Origin of the sequence: Chitinophaga sp. 180180018-3, from assembly GCF_037893185.1 — a bacterium.
Taxonomy (GTDB): domain Bacteria; phylum Bacteroidota; class Bacteroidia; order Chitinophagales; family Chitinophagaceae; genus Chitinophaga.
On record NZ_CP140772.1, the window covers coordinates 1098067 to 1117294 of the forward strand.

Annotated in this window: 19 protein-coding genes and 1 riboswitch; of the genes, 8 read left to right on the plus strand and 11 right to left on the minus strand. The window is 48.8% G+C overall.

Annotated features, from left to right (window positions below):
* Nucleotides 1-114 precede the first annotated feature (114 nt).
* A complete protein-coding gene (gene metE / locus UNH61_RS04470; RefSeq protein WP_326990920.1) occupies nucleotides 115-2400 on the plus strand; it encodes a 5-methyltetrahydropteroyltriglutamate--homocysteine S-methyltransferase in 2286 nt (761 codons plus the stop codon).
* 83 nt (nucleotides 2401-2483) lie between these two features.
* On the opposite strand, the gene UNH61_RS04475 is transcribed toward metE, so the two are convergent.
* The 6 genes from UNH61_RS04475 to UNH61_RS04500 form a co-directional block, all read right to left on the minus strand.
* Entirely contained in the window at nucleotides 2484-3644 is a 1161-nt protein-coding gene (locus tag UNH61_RS04475; protein ID WP_326990921.1) for a PKD domain-containing protein, read from the minus strand.
* A 41-nt stretch (nucleotides 3645-3685) separates the two neighbouring features.
* Nucleotides 3686-4813 (minus strand): DUF5074 domain-containing protein, encoded by a 1128-nt coding sequence (locus UNH61_RS04480; protein WP_326990922.1) that lies wholly within the window; start codon nucleotides 4811-4813, stop codon nucleotides 3686-3688.
* A 9-nt stretch (nucleotides 4814-4822) separates the two neighbouring features.
* A complete protein-coding gene (locus tag UNH61_RS04485; protein WP_326990923.1) occupies nucleotides 4823-6871 on the minus strand; it encodes a TonB-dependent receptor in 2049 nt (682 codons plus the stop codon).
* A 119-nt stretch (nucleotides 6872-6990) separates the two neighbouring features.
* A riboswitch (cobalamin riboswitch) is annotated at nucleotides 6991-7196 on the minus strand.
* A 96-nt stretch (nucleotides 7197-7292) separates the two neighbouring features.
* Nucleotides 7293-7760 (minus strand): nuclear transport factor 2 family protein, encoded by a 468-nt coding sequence (locus UNH61_RS04490; protein WP_326990924.1) that lies wholly within the window; start codon nucleotides 7758-7760, stop codon nucleotides 7293-7295.
* Between the two features lie 141 nt (nucleotides 7761-7901).
* Nucleotides 7902-8264, minus strand: coding sequence for a hypothetical protein (locus UNH61_RS04495; protein ID WP_326990925.1), 363 nt, complete (start codon nucleotides 8262-8264; stop codon nucleotides 7902-7904).
* 144 nt (nucleotides 8265-8408) lie between these two features.
* A complete protein-coding gene (locus UNH61_RS04500) occupies nucleotides 8409-8993 on the minus strand; it encodes a TetR/AcrR family transcriptional regulator (protein ID WP_326990926.1) in 585 nt (194 codons plus the stop codon).
* Nucleotides 8994-9138: 145 nt separating this feature from the next.
* Between UNH61_RS04500 and UNH61_RS04505 the strand changes: the two genes are divergently transcribed.
* A complete protein-coding gene (locus UNH61_RS04505) occupies nucleotides 9139-9519 on the plus strand; it encodes a DUF1801 domain-containing protein (RefSeq protein WP_326990927.1) in 381 nt (126 codons plus the stop codon).
* 5 nt (nucleotides 9520-9524) lie between these two features.
* Entirely contained in the window at nucleotides 9525-9998 is a 474-nt protein-coding gene (locus UNH61_RS04510) for a nuclear transport factor 2 family protein (protein ID WP_326990928.1), read from the plus strand.
* A 70-nt stretch (nucleotides 9999-10068) separates the two neighbouring features.
* Here the strand turns inward: UNH61_RS04510 and UNH61_RS04515 are convergent, their stop codons facing one another.
* Complete coding sequence (locus tag UNH61_RS04515; RefSeq protein WP_326990929.1) at nucleotides 10069-10530, minus strand: hypothetical protein; 462 nt, start codon at nucleotides 10528-10530, stop codon at nucleotides 10069-10071.
* Nucleotides 10531-10638: 108 nt separating this feature from the next.
* Here UNH61_RS04515 and UNH61_RS04520 point away from each other — a divergent pair, with 108 nt between their 5' ends.
* The gene (locus tag UNH61_RS04520; RefSeq protein ID WP_326990930.1) at nucleotides 10639-10809 is read left to right on the plus strand and encodes a helix-turn-helix domain-containing protein; all 171 of its coding nucleotides are present in this window, start codon (nucleotides 10639-10641) and stop codon (nucleotides 10807-10809) included.
* Between the two features lie 14 nt (nucleotides 10810-10823).
* The gene (locus UNH61_RS04525) at nucleotides 10824-11636 is read left to right on the plus strand and encodes an aminotransferase class IV (protein ID WP_326990931.1); all 813 of its coding nucleotides are present in this window, start codon (nucleotides 10824-10826) and stop codon (nucleotides 11634-11636) included.
* Here the strand turns inward: UNH61_RS04525 and UNH61_RS04530 are convergent.
* From UNH61_RS04530 to UNH61_RS04545, 4 genes are all read right to left on the minus strand, one after another.
* Nucleotides 11633-12799 (minus strand): DJ-1/PfpI family protein, encoded by a 1167-nt coding sequence (locus UNH61_RS04530; protein WP_326990932.1) that lies wholly within the window; start codon nucleotides 12797-12799, stop codon nucleotides 11633-11635. The genes UNH61_RS04525 and UNH61_RS04530 overlap by 4 nt on opposite strands.
* Complete coding sequence (locus UNH61_RS04535; protein ID WP_326990933.1) at nucleotides 12789-13718, minus strand: DJ-1/PfpI family protein; 930 nt, start codon at nucleotides 13716-13718, stop codon at nucleotides 12789-12791. Before UNH61_RS04535 ends, UNH61_RS04530 begins: the two co-directional genes overlap by 11 nt.
* 107 nt (nucleotides 13719-13825) lie before the next feature.
* Nucleotides 13826-13999, minus strand: a complete 174-nt coding sequence (locus tag UNH61_RS04540; protein WP_339071612.1) for a hypothetical protein — start codon at nucleotides 13997-13999, stop codon at nucleotides 13826-13828.
* 69 nt (nucleotides 14000-14068) lie between these two features.
* Nucleotides 14069-14938 (minus strand): AraC family transcriptional regulator, encoded by an 870-nt coding sequence (locus UNH61_RS04545; RefSeq protein WP_326990934.1) that lies wholly within the window; start codon nucleotides 14936-14938, stop codon nucleotides 14069-14071.
* Nucleotides 14939-15073: 135 nt separating this feature from the next.
* Here UNH61_RS04545 and UNH61_RS04550 point away from each other — a divergent pair, with 135 nt between their 5' ends.
* From UNH61_RS04550 to UNH61_RS04560, 3 genes are read left to right on the plus strand one after another with little or no spacing between them, the layout of a single operon-like run.
* Nucleotides 15074-15889, plus strand: a complete 816-nt coding sequence (locus UNH61_RS04550) for a phytanoyl-CoA dioxygenase family protein (RefSeq protein ID WP_326990935.1) — start codon at nucleotides 15074-15076, stop codon at nucleotides 15887-15889.
* Entirely contained in the window at nucleotides 15889-16719 is an 831-nt protein-coding gene (locus UNH61_RS04555) for a sugar phosphate isomerase/epimerase (protein ID WP_326990936.1), read from the plus strand. The genes UNH61_RS04550 and UNH61_RS04555 overlap by 1 nt, the downstream gene beginning before the upstream one ends.
* Before the next feature lie 9 nt (nucleotides 16720-16728).
* Nucleotides 16729-19215, plus strand: coding sequence for a hypothetical protein (locus UNH61_RS04560; protein ID WP_326990937.1), 2487 nt, complete (start codon nucleotides 16729-16731; stop codon nucleotides 19213-19215).
* Nucleotides 19216-19228: the final 13 nt, after the last annotated feature.

Here is a 19228-nt window from a genome sequence, read left to right on the forward strand (position 1 = left end):
GCCTGTGGTATGATCGCATTTTACCTTTTCCCACCTGTTTCACATCTCCCGTAAAGTATTACTGTAGTAGATACAAGGACTTAAACAGCATGTATCACTTTTAAACACACAGTAATGATTATTCACAATCTGGGCTATCCGAGGATAGGTAGCCATCGTGAGTTGAAGAAGGCCAATGAACGCTATTGGTCCGGAAAAATTACCCTGCAGGAACTGCAGGAAACGGCAAAGCATATCCGTTTAGAAAACTGGAAACTACAGCAGGCACAGGGCATAGACCTGATCCCCTGTAACGATTTCTCCCTGTACGACCAGGTGCTTGATACAGCCCTGATGGTAGGCGCCATTCCTTCCCGTTATGAGGTGCTGAGGAATGAATCCATCAATGAAGCAGACCTTTTATTTGCGATGGCAAGAGGGTATCAGCAGAACGGGCACGATATCACCGCCATGGAAATGACTAAATGGTTCGATACGAATTATCACTATATCGTGCCGGAATTCAGCGCTGGTCAGGATTTTAGTTACTATTCCCACAAAGTAGTGGAAGAATTCCGCGAAGCCAGGGCTGCAGGTTATGCTGCCAAGCCGGTATTGCTGGGACCTGTGTCGTTCCTGTTGCTGGGTAAGGAAAAGACGGCAAACTTCAACAGGTTGTCGCTGATCGACAAGCTACTGCCAGTGTACATTCAGGTGTTGGCTGAACTTACGTCAGCAGGGGCAGACGTTATACAGCTGGATGAGCCTTGTTTGTCATTGAACCTGGACGCCGATGTACGGCATATATTCAGCCAGGTATATCAGCAGCTGCATCAACGGTTTCCGGCACGGCATATTATATTATCGTCGTACTTCGAATGCTATGGCGATAACCTGCCAACTGTGCTGAATTTGCCGGTGCAAACCCTGCACCTCGACCTGGTACGTTGTCCGTCGCAGCTCGATGATATCCTGCAAACCGGTATCGCCGCTACTAATCTCCGGTTGTCATTAGGCGTGATCGACGGCCGCAATATCTGGAAGAATAATTATGAAAAGTCGCTGCAGCTGATAGGTAAGGCTATCGCCGCGCTGGGTGAAGATCGTGTGCTGCTGGCTCCTTCCTGCTCGCTGCTGCACGTGCCCTGCGACCTTGATAACGAAACAGACATACTGCCGGAAATCCGGAACTGGATGGCATTTGCCAAACAGAAATTACAGGAGTTAGGAGAGTTACGGGAGATAGTAAAAGGCAACCAATCGCTGTTAGCTGCGAATCAGGAAGCTATCCGCCAGCGTGCGGTATCTGCCCTGATTCATCGCGACGCTGTGAAAGAAAGAGTAGCTGCCTTTACGGCCGCAGACGCCCGCCGGAAAAGCGATTTCGCTGCCCGTCAGCAAATACAGCAACGGAAGTTCGGATTACCGCTGTTTCCAACTACTACCATCGGATCTTTCCCGCAAACGGATGATATACGCCAGTTAAGAGCCCGGCTGAAAAAAGGCGAACTGACCATCGGTGAATACGAAGCTGCGATAGAAGCAGCTACCGTATCCGTGATACGCTGGCAGGAAGAAATTGGTCTGGATGTACTGGTACATGGAGAATACGAGCGCAACGACATGGTAGAATATTTCGGGGAACAGCTGGAAGGATTCCTGTTCACGCAGCATGGCTGGGTACAAAGCTACGGCAGCCGTTGTGTGAAGCCACCGGTAATATTCGGTGATGTGAGCCGTCCTGCAGATATGACGGTGCGCTGGAGCAGCTTTGCACAGGCACAAACGCAGCGTCTTATGAAAGGGATGCTTACAGGACCGGTTACCATTTTGCAATGGTCGTTTGTGAGAGACGATCAACCCCGCTCTGTTACTACCAACCAGATCGCCTGGGCTATCCGCGATGAAGTAGTGGCACTGGAAAAAGCCGGCATACGTGTTATTCAGATCGACGAGCCCGCCATCCGCGAAGGGTTACCGCTGAGAAAAGAAAACTGGACCACCTACCTGGAATGGGCAGTACAGGCCTTCCGGATCGCCGCCAGTGGTGTGAAAGACGAAACACAAATCCACACCCACATGTGCTACAGTGAGTTCAACGATATCATTGAACACATCGCTGCCATGGACGCGGACGTTATTACCATCGAAACATCCCGCTCACAAATGGAGCTGCTGAATGCTTTCTCTGCATTCAAATACCCCAACGAAATAGGACCGGGTGTATACGACATTCACTCCCCGCGGCAACCATCTGCAGAAGAAATGATACTGTTACTGAAGAAGGCAGCGGAAACAATTCCTGCGAAGAACCTTTGGGTAAACCCCGACTGTGGCCTGAAAACCCGCAAGTGGCCTGAAACAGCGGTTGCACTGAAAAACATGGTGCAGGCCGCAAAGGAGATGAGAAACAGTCTTTAGCTTTTAGTTTTTAGCCTTTAGTAAAATGCAGCGGAGATCACATTATATTGTGATCTCCGCTGCATTTTACTAAAGACTAAAAACTATTTCAGATTCAAATCCCTTACGCCTCCTACTTCGGTAGAATTCTCACCTAACCATCCGGCTTCTTTACGAATGCTGGAGTACACTTTGATGAAATCAATACCGTAAAGTTTTACCGGTTTGCCGTTTTTGTCGACTGCCCAGTCGAGTTTTATTTTGGCATTTTCATCGTCGTTGGCAACGTTATCTACATATCCCCAGGGGAAAGCCGGAGATACCCAGTACTGCATGTTTGGATCAGAGGAAGTGTTTTTGATCTGATCATCGGGCAGGCGGGTACCGGTGAAGGTAATGCTGTTGCCTTTCCACAGCGGATAATAGGATTGGTCGTGAAATACGTTTTTGGTCAGGTAGCCTGATTTGCCCTGGTTATCTTCCCAACGGATGTATTGCAGATCGCTGGACCAGGTATCGTTTGGGTCTGTTACTTTGGCTTTGTTTTCGTCCGGTTTATAATAGGTGATCTGGTAGTTTTTGATGGTTTTGGGGTTGTTGTATTCAGAGCCCGCAATTTCATACCATTCATCATCCGGCAGTCCGTTGCCGTTTACATCTGCCGATACCATGATAACGCCTGGTTCAGCATTGTTAGGAAATGCATTGCCAAGTATGAGGAGATTTTTTTTACCTGGTTTGTTGATAATGGTATGATCGAAGCCCATTACCACATAGCCGCCGAAGCCGCCAAGGGTGACAATATTTTCCTGTGCCAGTGCGGCAAGGGCATGATCTGCCATTTGTTGATCTTTATCGCCTGTTTTCCATTCCGGCAGTTTATTCACAAACTGGCCGGGAGCAGGGAAGAAGTCGAATACTTTGGTGACTGCATTTTTGTAGGCAGTAGCCGGGGCGCTTACATTTACTTTAATGCTTTTGGTGGCCACTACGCTGTTGCCATTGGTAACTGTCAGCTGAATGGAGAAGCTGCCGGTGGAATCGAAAGCATACATCAGGTTACGGGAAGTACCGATGGTATCATTTCCCCAGGTCCAGGTGTATTGCGCGTTGTCGGACGCGTTAACAGAAGGGCTTATTTTCAGCCATTTCATACGGTCTGCCGTCGCTTCGTCCGGGGTATTGATAGAAACCCTGTCTTCTTTGGAACAACTTCCTCCGATAATGGCAGTTAACATAAAAGCAAGTAAGTACCTTTTTTTCATGATTGTGTTATTGATTAATGATAGATGGAATAGTGACTGGATTAGCGCCTGAATACGATATGTCCGGGGATCTGGCCGGTGATCACCGACCATTTCTTTTTGCCGGAAGGATCAAAGCAGTAAAGCGTACCGGAAGAAACGAAGTCGCTGGCATCAGCAACGAGTATCTCCTTCGTAACAGGATTTACGGCAACGCCATATGGCATACGGATGGATTGTTCTGTACCATCGCTGATGAAATTTTTATTCAACAGTGTGTTCGTTTTTACATTGAGCATGTTATAGGTGATCGTCCATTTGTAGGTATTGTAGTTGTATTCAGATCCGTATACATAGGCTGTGTCGCCGGAGATCCAGAGGTTGCTCGCTGCAATAGGGAACTGCTGTTTCACGGCATCGGTTTGGGTGTCGATGAGGAAAAGCCTGGAAGGAATTTTCCGGTAATCGCCCCGGGAAGTGACATAGATATCGCCATATTGATCAGCCTTTAGCCGGTCGAGGTTAATGGCCACATCTATTTTCTTTATCTCTTTAAAAGTAGTCAGATCTATCACAGATACGGTACTGTCGTAATTCGGAACGCGGTAGCCGCCTGAATTAGCCACATAAAGCTTGTTGCCCACTGCGGCCATTTCTTCCGGTTGATAACCCACAATCACCTTGCGGGTGATTTGTAATGTAGCAGTATCTACTTCTGCTACGTAACCAATAGGTGCGTTGGGTGTGATCTGCACAGGGCCTGCATAAGAACTGATATAGGCTTTACCGTTAGCGAAAGTAACATAGCGGCAGTTGGGAATATTGATCTGCCCAAGACGTTTGGCAGTAGTGGCTTCCATTACTTCCACCTTATCGGAGGTGTTGATAACGGCGTACATTTTGGCGCCATATATCTGAATATCATTTCCTACATCGCCGAGCTCTTTCACCACATCGGGATTTATTTTCGTATATACGTTCTTGTTATAAAACCCGGTATGGTAATCGAAATAATCGAGGGAAGCTTTGTTGGTACCCATATTTCCTTCATTCAGCAGATAGAATCCTGCAATAGCGGAATTGGGAGTTGGCGTTGTTACAGGTGTTTCCACGGTAGGTACTACCTGATCGCCCTTGCGGCAGGCGGCCAGTGCTACTATAGCGAGTGTGCATAATGTTTTATATCTCATATGCCTGATTTATATGTTTACTGTTAGTATGAACCGGTAGTTCCTGCCAGGCATCGGGTAGCTGATCACTACTTCAAAGAACTGGTTGGCGAGGTTATTCACCTGTGCTGTCAGATGGAACCGGGTATGTTTATAACTGAATTGTCTGCCGAGGGAGATGTCGTGTGTATACCAGGGCTGCACATAGTTTGCCGGTATATTCTCCTTGCCATTGTATCTTTCTCCCGTATAAATAAAACTGTAATTGGCTTCCCACTGATGGTAATCGGCCGCCAGTATCAGGGAGCCGCTATGGCGCGGGATATACATGATCTGGTTTTTATAAAAAGGCTTATCCGGTTCTGAATAATCCTGTGCACGCTGGAAGGTATAAGTGAGCCGGGAAGTAATATGTAACGTTTCCCCAAACTGCCATACTGCTTTACCTTTTACATCGATGCCCCTGATTTTTACTTTGCCCAGGTTCATCATAGTCCATAATACCTGGTTGCTTCCGGGATTAGCGACTATTTTATCTATCACTTCGTTGTAGTAAGCATCTGTTTCGAGACCAGCTTCGGTGAGCCATTTATCTGTAAACGACCGGGTCCAGGTAAAGCCGGCGTTATATTGGGTAGCGAATTCCGGCTTCAGATAGCGGTTGCCGATTTCTGTATAATAGAGATCATTGAAGGTGGGCATCCTGAAGATCCGCTTGTAAAAGGCGCGCAGCTTAAAGGCAGGAGAAGCGGTGGGCTGCCAGGAAACAAATATGGCGGGTGTAAATTCCTGGCGATAGGGAGGAGCGCCATTCTGTTTTACCTTTTCACTTACGAAAGTACCGAGGATACTGGCTTGTGCGCTCAGCCGGCTGAAATTCACTGCCGTAGCGGCTGCCGCCAGGGTCGTATATCTTGTAGGATAAGTAAATTCTTTCAGGTCGGCATTCAGTTTATTCCACTGAAAGTCGCCGGAAAGAGCTACCGTCCACCAATTGGTGAGCGCATACTGATGCGCCATAGAGAAATATGTTTCATATTGGTAGTAGTGGTTGTCTGTATAAAAGCGGGTGGTATCCGGCGCCAGGAAGCGCGTATAGTCGTAGGCGTATTTGCCTTTCAGCATCAGGCTGTATTGTTTCGTGATATCCTTCCGGTAGGAGCCCTGTGCGAAGAAATTCCGGTCCCAGAGCCGGTCTGTATGGCCAAATTTGTTGTTGACAACGAACCCTGGTAGTCCCCGTTCTGATTGATAATAATACACCTTCGCATCCCATTCTCCTCCGTTCATTACGCCATTCAGGCCTGCTTCCAGTCGCACTGCATTGATATCGTTATTGGTACGGTAGGCACTGGTATCATATGCTACATGACGGTTAGTATCTACTTTCTGATATACGAATTTATAGCGGCCGGTGGCATGGGTCCATTCCTCGCTGAAAGTAGCGGCTACTTTATCGTTGATTTTCTGTTGCCAGAGTGCCGACGGATTGAAGAGGCCAAAGGATCCTGTTTTGATAGTTCCGCGCAGGTGGCGGGTTTCGTCGGGTGCAAACTTAGGTTTAAGCGTAGTGAGATAGATGGAACCGGCAGAGCCGAAGTCTTTGGCAGGCTGGAATATATTGCTTTTTTGTCCGTTGTATAAAGCAATTTCCTCCATGTTATCGAGTGAGAAACGGCCCAGGTCTACCTGCCCGTTTTGTGCATTTCCCAGCTGTATACCGTCGTAGAATACGCCCACCTGGTTAGTGCCCATGCTGCGTATATCCACTGTTTTCAGGCCGCCTATGCCGCCGTAGTCCTTAATCTGCGCGCCGGAGAAGAAGCGTATGGCGTCCGCTACGGAGTGGGTGCCGAGCCGGGAGATCTCAGTAGCCTGCATCTTCTGCCCGGGGCTTACCTCGCCGGTACTGCGGGGCGCTGTTACTGATACCTCGCGCAGGTTTCGGCTGCGGGTGGTATCTGCACCATTGTGCCTGTTGTTTTCCTGTGCGCTGAGCGTCAGTGGAAAACAGCAGATAACCAGTACCAGGTACAGACATAGGTCTGTTCCTGAACAGGTTCGTTCATTGAAACGCATATTGTTACCTGTTAATATTTCATCAACAGCTTTCGCAATAAGAAAAAAATATAGGAAGCAGACAATTGACAGGACTCGCCCGTTGGTTGAATTTATTCCTAAGCTTCATTCCACGAAAGCTCAAAAACGAGTACTGTGGCAGGTATTCTGACTTATCTCTGCTTCGGGCGACCTTCCCATTGAATGTTCAACAGTGGTCTTGTGTATGGCCCTGGCATTTAGCGAGACTTACAGCAGCGGGACTGTCCAGGATTTGCACCTGTGTTCCCTTTTAATCGGATTAAATCAGGGAGATTGAATCCGAACCATTGTACTTTCTTGTCTAGTCCCCCGGCTTATGCAGGCGGCGGATTTAACGGTGCAAATATAGATTAAAAAATCTATCTGCCGGATTCTTTCAAAAGGGGAGAAAATAATGGGGTTATTTCACGGCTGCTTCTTCCACGCAATTATCCTTGCGCCGGGTATCAATGATATACTGGATCTTCCATACACCCTCTATCCGCACCAGTTGAAAAGCATCCACGCCGCAATGAGAAAATGTTCCTTTGAAGTAGAGGCGGTAAGGGGCCCATACGCTGGCCAGCCGGTCGTCTACAACGATATGTGCAAATGCAATCCGTTCGTCAACTGCCTGAGACGGGAACCTGGCAACGATGTTGGCAAATTCAGCAGCGGTGGTATTATGTACGGCATCGTTGCCGGGGCGGCCTGAAATGGATTGTAACATAGCGCCCGGCGCAAAGCAGGCAGCAGCTGCAGCACTGTCGGCTTGGCGCATGGCATTAAACAGGTTGCTGACAGCGGTTTTGACAGAATCTTCTGTTGTTTGCGCTCCGGCGCGGAAGGCGGTAAAGATGAGTATCGTAAAGAAGAGGAGGCGTTGCATTTTTTTCTTACAATATACCTTTTTTACGGCCCTGGGGGTTACCGCTTGTAAAGTAATTAGTGATTCAGCATTACCAGGGCTGCTTTCTTCCTGCCGGCGAGTAACAACAGCGGCAAACTAAGCAGGAATAAAGTGGATGATTTATTCTTCCAGATTGTCCCAGCTAACTATAAAATCATTGAATGTTGTTCCAAACTCTTCTTCTTTTCCCTCCAGAACAGTGAATCCACCAGATGTAGTTAATTTAAATCCGGCCTGTTTGTCGATGATTTCGGTAGTCTCTCCATTGCGCTCAATTTCGAAGCAGGCCTGATCAAAGCTAAAATTGCCAACTATATGTTCACAGTTAACTCCAACTATATACACAACTTTTGAAACATTTTTAGCGATTAATTTTACTGCCATCCTTCCAAAAGTTGGACTAAACATAAAAATTTTTGCGTGTGCTCCTTTATAGTTCTGTAGTAATTTATTGGCTTCCAGAATATTGTCTATCATTTTCATGGTTACTGGTTTATGAATTTCCTGCCATTCCAAAAAACAATTTTACCATCACGTATAAAAGTTGTTTGCTGTAGCAAATTCTCATGCAAATTATCTGAGAGATACGCAATCTATTTGCGTTCACGAATCAACGTAAAAAATTACCTATAATTCCCTTATCATTTTTTCCACAGACTGCATGATCTGGTTACGATAATGCGCCTTACCAGTCAGTTTCGTAATCATAATACACCCTTCAATGGTGGCAATCATCGTCAGCGCAATTTGTTCCGCGTCAGCATCAGCACTGAATTCACCATCAGCAATTCCCTTCTCCACAAGATCTGTAATGGTTTTCTTCCAATGCATCAATGCATCTGCACTTTTTTGTTTCAGCAACGGATGTGTATCGTCGGCCTCCACTGCCGTATTCAGGATAGGGCAGCCACCCTGCGGAAAGGGCTGTTTCAGGAAATTATTGTAGACATGTACGTATACCATTAGCTTTTCCCGGCACGTGGTTTTGCGTTCCATTTCCTGCCGTACGATGCTGCTCACTTTCCGCAGGTTGTGATCCAGGCAGGCCAGCGCTACTTCGTCTTTATTCGCGAAGTTGCCGTATATACTGCCTTTGGTTAAACCTGTGGCGTTTGTCATATCTGTCAGCGAAGTGCCCGAATACCCTTTTTCATTGAAAACAGGAGCGGTTTTCTCCACTATAAACTGTCTCGTTTTTTCTGCCTTGTTCATATCCGCCGTTTTTCTGAAGATAAAAATATACCATTTGGTATAAAAGGTGATTGTTTTTTTCGGGAGATGGAAAGAAGCAATGTAAGCTGCTGATAATCAGTCTTCCTGAAGTGTGCGCCGGAAGAACGGGAAATGCGTACATTTGATGGAAATGACTTTTACCGCCACACAGCTGCTTGCGCAATACGACGATGCCGTCGGTACTCTGGGCATGGAATTACGCGCTTTCCTGCTCCGGCACCTCCCGGGAATCGTCGAGTTCCCCGATGCGGCCGCCCGTGTTGTCGGGTATGGCTACGGTACCGGCTATACGCAGATGATCTGCACCATTATCCCCTCTAAGAAAGGGATTAAGCTGGGTTTCTACAAAGGCCGCGAATTGCCTGACCCCGGCGGGCTGCTGAGCGGATCGGGTAAGGTGCATGCATATGCAGCCATCCGGTCCGCAGACGACCTGGCGCAACCGGCGCTGCTGCAATTGCTGGAGGAAGCCGTGAAGGCGTATAAGCAACGAACAAAAAAGTGATCGCTATGATGAAAATAGCTTTATCAGCATTGCTATGCTGCCAGTTTTTTTTCGGAACAGCCGTGTTGGCTCAGACAGCTGCCGACAGAGCGTCGCTCAACAAGGCAACTGCTGCCATACGCGATGCTTTTGCCCGTGGCGATGTGGCGGCCATAACTGCCCTGCATCACCCGGATGTAGTCAAGTATTTCGGCGGAAAGAACGTCGTAAACGGACGGACAGAACTGACCAAAGGATTGCGGCAGATGTTTGCCAATGCTACCATGGAATTCATCGGGAATGAAGTGGAAAGTTCTGTTATCACCGGAACAACAGCCATTGAAACTTCCATTTTTGAAATTAAGGTAACACCTAAATCCGGGGGCGCTCCTACTATCTCCCGGGGACGCTCGATGGTGGTATACGTCAAAGATGAAAGCAGCCCCACAGGCTGGCTTTCGCTTCGGGAAATGGCCCAGGAAGCGCCCCCGAAAGAATAGATCAGCTGAACTTAGATCTTACGGGCAGGCTTGCAATCGGGTAGCCAATCGCGTTTATCTGAATAACAGATCAGTTGAATTTAAATACCGCCAGTATAAGCACGGTCAGTAATATCGCCAGCTGAAGAACATTCAGCCACGTCACCCTGGTTTTGAGTACACCAAGTTTTTCCACATCTGCCTGTGGTGATATTACCAGCGGAACAGCCCTGCCCATTATCCGTCTACCTATAAATCCATTAATTATCAATAGCACCATCAGCAACATTTTGATCCTGAACCAGGTTTGTTCCGCAAATGTACCATGGTTAATCCTGAGCAGCAACATGCCCGATGGTATCAACAACAACATGCCCACCCCCATGATGATAGGAAATGCAGCGCCTCCCTCCAGCATGGCGGCGGCTTTCATTTTGTCGATAGCAGCGGTTTTCCAGAATTGCCTGCTGGTAAAAACGATGGCTATAATGGTGCCGGCGAGCATGGAGAATCCCAGCAGGTGTGCAAACAGGCTTAACAAATAAGTGTTCATATGTGTTGTTTTTTATAGCATAAATTTCTTCCAAACCGGTGTTAACCCGGTTATACAATCAGGAATCAGATTTATACTAAAAGGAGTTAGATTTGTAAAAAAGGCAATATGGGTTTTCAATTAGAGAAGCGTTTCGAACTGGCGAGAACATACCTGCTCGACCGGGAGAAGACGATAAGCGAGATAGCATATATGCTCGGTTATTCTTCCATACAACATTTCAGCAAAGCATTCAGGAAAAAGTATGGAGTAGCGCCGGGAAAATTACGCAAGGCATAAGTAATTGAAAGGATATGGCACCTATCACCCCTTATCAGCAGGAATTGAACGGACAGCCAATACAGCTGACCGACCTGTCCATTACTGCAGCATTGAATTCAGGACATTTCACCGCTATGCAGTGCAGGAATGGGAAAATAAAAGGCAAACGGCTGCACCTGCGGCGTTTGTCGTCCTCATCTATGTTACTTTTTGGCTGTAGTGTCGACGATGATACGATTCTTGGGTATATCCGCCACATGATATTCCCGGGCGAATCCTGCAGCCTCAGGGTGCATGTCTTTTCTACCGCCGCCTACCCCGGCAGTATAAGGCCCGCGGATCTGCAGGTATTGGTTATCAAAACCAAACCGGCCGAACTACAGGCCCCGCCGGTATCGGCCGGCACTGCTGTGTTTGAACGCTTTTTACCACAGGTAAAACACGCCGGTATTGCCACTGGTTTGATGTATTACAAACGCCGGATCCAGCAGGCCGGATTCGATGATGTGTTGTATACAACAGCTTCCGGTGAAGTGTCTGAGGGCTCTATCTGGAATATCGGTTTCTTCGATGGGTATTCTTTCGTTTTCCCCGCAGCCCCGGCGTTGAATGGAATTATGTTGCAGCTGATCACCGGTGGTCTGGAACGCCTCGATGTGCCGTTCCAGGTAAAACCCATCCATAAATCGGCCCTGCACCAGTACAAGTTTGCTTTCCTGATGAACTCCATAGCTACTGCCCACCCTATTTGCCGTATTGATGATTTTTATTTTGAGACAGATAACGACGCATTGGCGTTGTTAAAAAAAGCCTATGCCCAGTGGCCCTGGGAAGAAGCAGGCTAATTATAATCCAATAAAAGCCTTACGACAGCGGTGTATTTTTTACCGTATTGTTCATGGATCCGGTGAAGACATTGATCTATGATATATTGTTCTCCCGGCTGCGGATAGGAAACTATTTCCGCATCGCCGGCATAACCCTTCATATCAGCAGGCCGCAGTACATGCAGTTCATTGAGGTGAGCTTGATGCAGGCTGGCCGTAGGCAGCAGCACAAGACCATAGCCGGTGGTAATACTGTTGCCGGTTAATACAAAACTTTCGATGGACCGGGGGAAAGTCCTATTATAGGTATCGAGTACTGCTGCCAGCTCCAGCTCATTGGCGCCGTTTTGCAGTAATACGCCTATATGTTTGTTTTTGCTGAAAAGTACTTTTCGTCCGATAGTGAGCTTATGAGAGAAGCCCACAGGAATGCTCTGGTGGGCTGTTTGCTCCGGCGTGAAGTGAATCTTTTCCATGACCTGTGCTTTGGTGGCTGATCCGAATAATGCACTGATTACAGCAAGACTTCCATCCGTGGCATTGGAAACGCCGGCAGTACTGAAGAGATTACCGCTGTGGGTGATGCGCGTGTTGTTCACCCATAAAGGCTTGCTGTATTGCTGCCGGATGGCTTTATAGTCCGATGCGTGGGTGGTAAGTGGCTTTCCATCGTAGATGCCGGTGGCAGCGGCTGTGAGCGCGCCATCGCAAACAGACAATACCACGGTTGAATCGGTATAATGTTGTTGTATCCAGTGGATAATGACAGGACTTTGGTGCCGGGCATCCATGGCAGAAAGATTGGGGATCACCACCACATCGGCCCGGATGCCGGAGGAGTCGAATTCCGCGAACGAGAAATGGGGAAGCAGGAAGCAGCCTTTTCTCATGATCACCGGTTGCTTTTTTTCTGCTACTACGTATACATTGGCTTTCCCGGTGGCATGAAAGAGATAATAAGGCGCCATCAGATCGAATATTTCGGTGCCTTCGTTATCTGCCACCAATACTACTGTTTTTTTCGCCGGATCAAACCCGGGTCGTGGGTAGCTGAAGTGATGGGCGCCCTCGTAAGGTTTCCAATGCATAAATTCACGAATAGGGGCGCAGGCTTCAAATAGCCACACCACCAGCAGACCGGTAACCGCCAGTGTGCCGTAGATCAATTTTCTATTTTTCACTTTCTCTGGATTGTTTGAGTATTCGCTGTAGCTGGCGGGCCGATTTAAAGCCGCATTCGGCCGCGATGTAGCTAACGGTGTAATCCGGGTTATACCGGAGCGTGCGCGCTTTTTCCAGCCGGAGCTGCGTCAGGTAACCGACGATGGTGATGCCGGTAGCTTCTTTGAATATCCGGGTCAGGTTCCGTGGGCTTACATTAATCAGGCCGGCCAGCATCTCCACGGACAAGTCGTGGTGCAGGTGGGCGATCATATAATCCTGCACCTCGTGGATTTTCGGATGGATATGATTCCGGTAGTTGAGGTATACACTTTGTTGGTTGTGCCTCGAGCTTCTGCGATGATACACCACCAGGCCCCGTGCAACCTCGTAGGCAAACAACGGTCCCTGCAGTTCTTCCAATATAGCCAGGGCCATATCTATCCCTGCGCTGATACCGGCGCTGGTGTAGATGTTCCCGCTTTTTACGAATAAGACATCGGTCAGTACGCGGGCAGCAGGGAACATGGTTTGCAACAGGCCGGTGCTCCGCCAGTGTGTGGTGCACTCTCGGTTATCCAGCAGCCCGGCGCTGCCGAGGATGAATGCCGCATTACAAACCGAGCAGATATTTACCTGTTGCGCCGCACAATGCTGCAGCCAATGAAAAAAAGGTGTCTCTATATCATGGCGTCTTTTCAGGCCTTCAAAATAGAAGCCCGGAATGAACAGGAAATCCCCTGCCCGGAGCCGGGCATCCCGGTACATGGCCAGCTTGCCAAAAGGTAGCCCAGCTGCGCTGACAGCCGCTGGTTCCACCGTGTAGAAATCCAGCTGTATCTCTAGTCCCTGCAGGCGTGCTTCTGTGAAAACCTGTGCAGGTCCGGCCAGGTCCAGCAGCTCTACGAGTGGTGGTATGATAAATGCAATCTTTTTCATCTTCCATACAAAAGTAAGCAGTGAAGAAATATCCGTAAAGGACATTTATGCGTCATAAATGGCCATAGGATCCGGACCACAGCATATTTAATATAGAGATAAAAAGATCAGCTGTTGACGAAAGCAGGGTGGTGTGGTTTGAGCTGAAGCAAAATCATTATTCCCGCATTATCCATGGCGCCAATCCCAATACAAGCGATAAAAGAAGGACCGGCTACACCATGCGGTATTTCAATACAGACCTTGTTATGAACCGGCAGCACCCGGATAATGTAAATCATAAAATATATCATTGCAGGGGAGAGAACACGGGTAATAATCCGCTGATATTCTTATAAGGATAAGTCCAGCTACTTTGCCCGGAACGCTTTTGGCGATACCCCGAATTTTTTCTTGAATAATCTGGAGAAATAATAAGGCGATTCAAAGCCGGTATGATAGCCGATCTCTTTGATGCTCAGGGTAGTGTTTTTCAGTAGCTCCTCCGCTTTATCAAGCCGCAGGCCAAGGTGGTATTGATTGGGCGATTGCCCGGTATGCCGTTTAAAGGCTTTCCTGAACTTGGAATAACTGATGGGAAACTGCCCGGCCAGTTCTTCAATATTGACGCTGTTGTTAAGTTGGTGCTGCAAGAGGAAGATTGCCTGGGACACCCATACTGATTCGGGATCATTCTCGGTTTTTTCCGTGAGCTGGGTCCTGTTCAGCACACCCAGTATCATCATGGTGATCCCGGCAATGAGCTGCGGATACCCGATCTGCGCCTGGGACACTGTACCTAACAGTTGTGTGAACGCTGCAAGCAGCTCTTTGTTCAGACCGGTATTGATGAATGGTTTTTTTGGGTTAAAGAATTTATTCATCACCTGCTGGGGATAGCTCCCGTCAAACCCAACCCAGTACTCTTCCCAGCCAACAAGCAGGTTTGGCCTGTAACGATGCCACACCCCCGGGAACAGGATGAAACAGGAACCAGCTTTGACCTCCTGCGCGGATGTTTCCGCCGATTCAACTACACCACTGCCGCTGGTGATAAATACAATATAGTAACCGTCCAGGATACGTCCCTTGTTCCATGAGAAACCATGATCTGTAGGATGTTGCCGGGTGTCCGGGTAGCGTGCGTTCTTACTTGTTTTGCAATAACCTACCGTGGTGACGTAAAACCCCCAATTACGTTCAAGCTCACTAATGTGCAGGTATTTATGGTAGTTTTCCATGACGTGTTGCACCAATTGGTTGGGCCAAACCTATTGAAAAATGCCAGAAAGTGCAAGAACTGCTTTGCTTTAGTCATTTTTTTTCGCGCATTGAGCGCCTAGATTTGTAGGAGTATTCACCAATCAGGACCTATTATGAACACCACGTTAAGTAGCGGGCAAACCAGATTTTACCAGGAGAACGGTTATGTTGTCATTGACAATTTTTTGAATGCTGAAGAACTTGAGCAATGGCGGCAGGCTGTTACCCAGGCCGTCAAGGAAAGGAATGGACTGAAGATGCCGGGAAAGGATATTCATATAGGCGAAGATGACGGCATCAATGAGGACGCAGCCTATTTCAACAATGTTTTTGACCAGCTGCTGAACCTTTGGCAAACGAGCGGAGAGGTGAGAAAATTAATGCTGGACGAGCGCATCGGTAAGATGGCGGCGGAACTGGCCGGGGTTGACGGCATCCGTATCTGGCATGACCAGGCCCTGATCAAGCGGCCATGGGCAAACCCCACCTCATGGCACCTGGATACCCCCTTCTGGTCTTTTTCTGACCGCCGGGCGCTATCCATTTGGGTGGCCCTGGATGACGCCACGCTGGAAAACGGCTGCCTGTTTTTCATTCCGGGATCGCATAAGAAAACAACCTTTGAGAACGCCGGCATCGGGAAAAATATGGGAGGCATTTTTGAAGTTTACCCGGAATTTAAACAGGCCCCATCACATGCAGCCCCGATGAAAGCCGGCAGTTGCTCATTCCATAATGGGCTGACCATCCACGGCGCGCATGCCAACATGACCCCAGGCTTCCGGCGCGCCATGACCTGCGCCTACATGCCTGACGGCAACACCTATAACGGAATACCCAACATCCTGCCGGATGAATATGTGAGCACATTGAAAGTAGGCGACCTTTTGAATAATGACAAACAAACACCACTCATTTATAAGTCGTGATGCAAATTGACTTTTACTGTCCCCGCTGGGGATCTGAAGAGATCAGCTGGCCAGATTTCACCCGGCAGGTAAAACGCGATGGATTTGCCGGGGTAGAAGTATTTCCCCTGGGCGACAGGCACAGGAATCGGGACATGGTCCGGGCGTTGGAGGATACAGGATTGTCTTATGTCCTACAGCATGCGGAATTGCAGGAAGGAAAGAGCTTTGACCGCTATATTGACGCATTGGAACGTAATCTTTATGAGCTGCTGGAGTACCAGGCGGGCGAGGTAAAACCGCAGTTCATTGTTTCCCAGACCGGGCGTGAATATTACAGCCCGGCGCAAATGGAAGCCTGCTTTGCGTTATGCGACCGGATTGCCCGGGAATCGTCCCTGCGGATCATCCATGAAACCCACCGGAACAAATGGTCGTTTGCCGCACATATTGTAAAGGATTATCTCATGGCTTTCCCGTCTTTGGAGCTGGCGTTGGATCTGTCGCACTGGGTATGCGTATCCGAAAGTTACCTGGAAGACCAGGAGGAAGCCGTAAACCTGGCCATTCAACACAGCAGGCATCTGCATGCCCGCGTTGGTTTCCCGGAAGGCCCGCAGGTAAGCGATCCGCGTGCGCCGGAAAATGCGGAAGCCCTCCGGCATCATCTTGCATGGTGGGACAGCTGGATAGCCCATATGAAACAAACAGGCAACCAGCGGGCCACCATCACCCCCGAGTTTGGACCATACCCGTATATGGCCTGTTTTCCGTTTACAACGCGTCCTGTTTCAAATCAATACGAGATCAATTGCTGGATGAAGCAGCTGCTTGCGGCAAGATATGCTTAACAATCAAATATGAGATCAATACCTGTTATACTGGTCCTGGCGCTATTGCCCATCTTGTCTCTCGGGAAAAACGGTTCTCGCAGGGTAACTGGTCAGATTGTGCATGACCGGGTGGATAAAAAGATTACAATAGCTACGGCAACGGGAAAGCTTGGGTTGGTGATTGATTATTCCCGGGGTTGCAGGATCACTGCATTGAATGTAAATGGTAAGAATACCGTTGAAATATCCGGCATTTTCACGGCCATACAGACCGCTGCCGAAACCTTTGATTCCCGCGGGGAAATGAAGGACCTAAAAGTAATGCGCCAGGGCAACCGGCTTGTGTTATCAGGCATAAGTTATGGCGATGTCACCGAGTCCTGGCAGTTCAGCGCGGAGAATGATAAGATCCGCTGGACCATCAGCAGGACCTATGGCCGTGACCTGGCCTTGGAGGACATGGCGATGCCATTGTGGAATTTCACCAGTGATTCTACATGGGAAGGCGGAATACTGGACAATGGTGGGATGGTTTGGTGTAAATACTTCAGGCCCTATGATACCTATGGGGTCCATACCGGCGGGGTAACGTTCTGGAACAGGGGTAGCGGCGATGGACTGAGGATATCTGCGGAAGCGGATTGCAGCCGGCCCCTTGCTGCAAAATACTCACGGAATGAAGACGGCGAGTTCACCTGCGCACATCTGGTCACAGATACGGAATTGGGACAGCGGTACGGGCTTAGCCGCTTTGTTGCCGGGAAGCATGATGTGTTTGCGCCATTCTGGGTCAGAAGGGAAACCCTGAAGGTCAGTTATACGCTGGAATACATTGATTATTTTAAAGAATATGACCGGGGAACGCTGCAGGGCATTGATGCGGCGGCTGTCCGCGAATTACTGAATACAACGGGCCGGTACGGGGTGGTGGATAACCGTATTGTTGGCGGCAATGGCTGGCTCACCAACTGGAAGTGCCTGCACGAGCCTTTCTTTGCGCAGATAGGGCTGGCATTGAATGACGGGCACTATACAAAAAGTCTGTCCGCAACGCTTGACCAGGAGCGGGATCTCGCTATGCGCGAAGATGGCCGCGTGTTGTCGCGCTGGCATAATGTGCCTGGTGATGAAATACCCGGCACTTACAACAAAACCACCGGGTATTATGAAGCTATGTGGGGATATACCATCGATTCCCAAACCGGTTATGTGATCAATACGGCTGAACAGTTCCAGCAAACCGGAGACATTGCCTGGCTGCGCTCGCATAAGCGATCCTGTGAAAAGGCGCTGGACTGGTTGATCAGGCGGGATTCAAACGGGAATGGGATTTTCGAGATGATGAACAATTATACTTCGGAGCAGAAGGCCAGCGATTGGATAGATATTGTATGGGCGAGTTTCGAGAATGCTTTTGTAAATGCCCAGCTGTATGAAGCGCTTAACCTGTGGAGCGATTGCGGCAGGGTGCTGGGAGATACTGTGAAAGCGACCTATTATTCGGAGGTGGCGCGCCGCTTGAAAACGGCTTTCAACAGGAACGTTGAAGACGGTGGTTTTTGGTCGCCCGAAAAAAAGCAATATGTATACTGGCGGGATCGTGACGGCGCTGTTCACGGAGATAACCTGGTGACGCCGGTGAATTTCGCCGCTATTGCTTTTGGGATATGTGACGATAGTGAACGCATTGCCATTATCCTTAACAACATCGAACAGCGCACCGCAGCTGAAGGCCTTTTCCACTGGCCGCTTTGTTTCGATTCCTTTAGGAAGGAAGAAGTAGATGCCGGTAACTGGCCCTTTCCAAAGTACGAGAATGGCGATATATTTCCCACCTGGGGTTACCTGGGCATACGGTCATATGTGAAATACGACAAAGATCTTGCATTGAAGTATATCAGGAACATCCTTGCACAGTACCGTAAAGACGGGCTGTCGTCCCAGCGCTACAGCCGCGCAGACCAGTCAGGGCAGGGCTCTGACGTCCTGGCGGGTATCAGCACCACTGTTACGGCGCTTTACAGCGATGTGTACGGCATTCGGCCAAAATGGAACCGAATGGGGCTGGAGCCGAATATGGTCCCGGCATTGAACGGTACCCGGTTCTGGTATACGCTCCGGGATACGGTCTATGAAATTACGTTGCATGTTGGTGACTACCGGATGAAGACAACCCGGTTTTCCGTAAAGAGCAGCGAAGCTTTCGGTGTTGGGAGATCCGGCAATGACCTGGTCTTTTTCCCTGGAAATAAGGAGCACTGCAGGTTAGTAGTGCTTGCCGGCCGTAATGATTTCACCCGGCTTGAAGTAGATCGCTGGGAGGCCAATGCTTGCCGATGGACGGTAGAAAGCGGCAATAATCACCGGTTCCGCATTTACGGGTTGAGGCCGGGCGCAAAATATCAATTGGCTGTAAACGGGCAGCGGCGGGAACTGCAGACGGCAACAGATGGGATGCTGATCATAAACACGGGCGTTTCCGGCCCGGCAACATTTGTATTGAGCCTGATATAGTCTAAGTCATTAA

Bases quoted from the DNA above. Each gene is read 5' to 3' on its own strand.
- metE (WP_326990920.1), top strand. From the start codon at position 115: ATGATTATTCACAATCTGGGCTATCCGAGGATAGGTAGCCATCGTGAG.
- UNH61_RS04475 (WP_326990921.1), bottom strand. From the start codon at position 3,644: ATGAAAAAAAGGTACTTACTTGCTTTTATGTTAACTGCCATTATCGGA.
- UNH61_RS04480 (WP_326990922.1), bottom strand. From the start codon at position 4,813: ATGAGATATAAAACATTATGCACACTCGCTATAGTAGCACTGGCCGCC.
- UNH61_RS04485 (WP_326990923.1), bottom strand. From the start codon at position 6,871: ATGCGTTTCAATGAACGAACCTGTTCAGGAACAGACCTATGTCTGTAC.
- UNH61_RS04490 (WP_326990924.1), bottom strand. From the start codon at position 7,760: ATGCAACGCCTCCTCTTCTTTACGATACTCATCTTTACCGCCTTCCGC.
- UNH61_RS04495 (WP_326990925.1), bottom strand. From the start codon at position 8,264: ATGAAAATGATAGACAATATTCTGGAAGCCAATAAATTACTACAGAAC.
- UNH61_RS04500 (WP_326990926.1), bottom strand. From the start codon at position 8,993: ATGAACAAGGCAGAAAAAACGAGACAGTTTATAGTGGAGAAAACCGCT.
- UNH61_RS04505 (WP_326990927.1), top strand. From the start codon at position 9,139: ATGGAAATGACTTTTACCGCCACACAGCTGCTTGCGCAATACGACGAT.
- UNH61_RS04510 (WP_326990928.1), top strand. From the start codon at position 9,525: ATGATGAAAATAGCTTTATCAGCATTGCTATGCTGCCAGTTTTTTTTC.
- UNH61_RS04515 (WP_326990929.1), bottom strand. From the start codon at position 10,530: ATGAACACTTATTTGTTAAGCCTGTTTGCACACCTGCTGGGATTCTCC.
- UNH61_RS04520 (WP_326990930.1), top strand. From the start codon at position 10,639: ATGGGTTTTCAATTAGAGAAGCGTTTCGAACTGGCGAGAACATACCTG.
- UNH61_RS04525 (WP_326990931.1), top strand. From the start codon at position 10,824: ATGGCACCTATCACCCCTTATCAGCAGGAATTGAACGGACAGCCAATA.
- UNH61_RS04535 (WP_326990933.1), bottom strand. From the start codon at position 13,718: ATGAAAAAGATTGCATTTATCATACCACCACTCGTAGAGCTGCTGGAC.
- UNH61_RS04540 (WP_339071612.1), bottom strand. From the start codon at position 13,999: ATGATTTACATTATCCGGGTGCTGCCGGTTCATAACAAGGTCTGTATT.
- UNH61_RS04545 (WP_326990934.1), bottom strand. From the start codon at position 14,938: ATGGAAAACTACCATAAATACCTGCACATTAGTGAGCTTGAACGTAAT.
- UNH61_RS04550 (WP_326990935.1), top strand. From the start codon at position 15,074: ATGAACACCACGTTAAGTAGCGGGCAAACCAGATTTTACCAGGAGAAC.
- UNH61_RS04555 (WP_326990936.1), top strand. From the start codon at position 15,889: ATGCAAATTGACTTTTACTGTCCCCGCTGGGGATCTGAAGAGATCAGC.
- UNH61_RS04560 (WP_326990937.1), top strand. From the start codon at position 16,729: ATGAGATCAATACCTGTTATACTGGTCCTGGCGCTATTGCCCATCTTG.